The 1403-nt window shown below is 70.3% G+C and carries 2 protein-coding genes; both read left to right on the top strand.

All coding sequences use genetic code 11. The annotated features are described in order from the left end of the window. Positions 1-335: 335 nt before the first annotated feature. A complete protein-coding gene (locus ACFWY9_RS13035; protein ID WP_378338947.1) occupies positions 336-872 on the top strand; it encodes a hypothetical protein in 537 nt (178 codons plus the stop codon). Positions 873-889: 17 nt separating this feature from the next. Beyond that, a complete protein-coding gene (locus ACFWY9_RS13040) occupies positions 890-1312 on the top strand; it encodes a DUF4234 domain-containing protein (protein WP_378326163.1) in 423 nt (140 codons plus the stop codon). The last annotated feature ends 91 nt before the right edge of the window (positions 1313-1403 follow it).

Genomic DNA, 1403 nt, shown 5'->3' on the forward strand with positions numbered 1-1403 from the left:
ATCCGTGCCGCGCCGAGCGCGTCGAGCAGGGGTTGCCGCAGTCCCCAGCCGTCGGGGGGGGGGGGCCCGCCCCGCGCACCCGCCACCGGGGGGGGCGCGCGGGGGCCCGCGCCCCGGGGCGGGGCCCCCCCCGGGGGGGCCCGCGCCGCCGCCCGGCACCCCAGCGCGCGGCGGCGGCCGTCCTCGTAGTTCTGCCTCTTGTTCTGCCTGGTGCGGGAATGGGCCGGGTTCTACGGTGAATTCGCCCCGGCGGCTCGGTGCGATCCCCGCCCGGCGCCCGGTTCTACTCGTCCAAAAAGGACGAAGTAATCCATCAGAAGCATTGGGAGAAATCCATGAGGTACCGAGGTATCGCCGCGGGAGTCGTGGTGGCCGCCGCGCTGCCACTCGCCGCGTGTTCGTCCACTGCGGACGCCGCGACGATCGCCTGGATCGACAAGGTGTGCGGAGTTTCGGTCAAGCTCGGCGACGTCTTCGCCGCCGTCAAGCCGATGAACGACGAACCGGCCAAGGTCAAGGCGCAGTCGGTGTCCGAATCGGACGCCCGGGTGGCGGCCGTCGACCAGGCGGTGAGCGATCTGAACGCCTTGAAGAAGGGGCCGCACGCCGACTCCGAGAAATACGTCTCGGCACTGGCCGACGTGTACACGAAGATGAAGCCCAGCCTCGAACGCGCGCGGAACGCGATCCGGTCGGCGGACGAGCAGGATCCCACGGCCGTGAACGCCGCGCTCGCCACGGTCACCAAGGAAACGGAAGAGGTCGACCGGATCCGAGCCGGTTACAAGGGCATCACCACCGCGGCCGATCTCGCCGATGCCGAAGGAAAAGCCGCGAACTGCAAGAAACTCCCCTCAGCGGGCCAGAAATAACCAGAAAGGTTGACGACATGACCCACCCGGAAGCCCTCCGCACTCCCCCGGTGCCGCACGGCACCGAGACCGGCGCCCCGGAGTTCAAGCGGCGCAGCCCCGCCGCGGTGTGGCTCGGCCTGCCGCTGATCACGCTGGGGATCTACCACTTCGTCTGGTACTACAAGATCCACCGGGAGATGGCCGCGTTCCACCGGAAGCCGGACTCCCCGGTGGCCGGTCCGATGCTGGTGCTCCTGTTCCTGTCCTGGACCCTCGTCGCGCCGTTCGTGTCCTACTACCGGACCGGGGAACGCATCCGCGAGACCCAGCGGCACGCCGGCCTGCCCGAGTCCTGCAACCCCGTGCTCGGGACGTTCCTGATGCTGCTGTGGGGCGCCGGTGTCCTCTACTACCAGGCCGAACTGAACAAGATCGCGGATTCGCGCGGTCAGCTCTAGCCCTCCGTGCGGGGGTGGCCCCCGAAACACCCCGGACCCCGTGGGGGGGGTGGGGGGGACGGTCTGGGGGGGGGCCCCCCCCCCCAGCCCC

It is taken from the genome of Amycolatopsis sp. NPDC059027, from assembly GCF_042739735.1.
GTDB lineage: Bacteria > Actinomycetota > Actinomycetes > Mycobacteriales > Pseudonocardiaceae > Amycolatopsis.

Excerpts from the sequence above, each read along its gene's own strand:
- ACFWY9_RS13035 (WP_378338947.1), top strand. The coding sequence starts at position 336 with ATGAGGTACCGAGGTATCGCCGCGGGAGTCGTGGTGGCCGCCGCGCTG.
- ACFWY9_RS13040 (WP_378326163.1), top strand. The coding sequence starts at position 890 with ATGACCCACCCGGAAGCCCTCCGCACTCCCCCGGTGCCGCACGGCACC.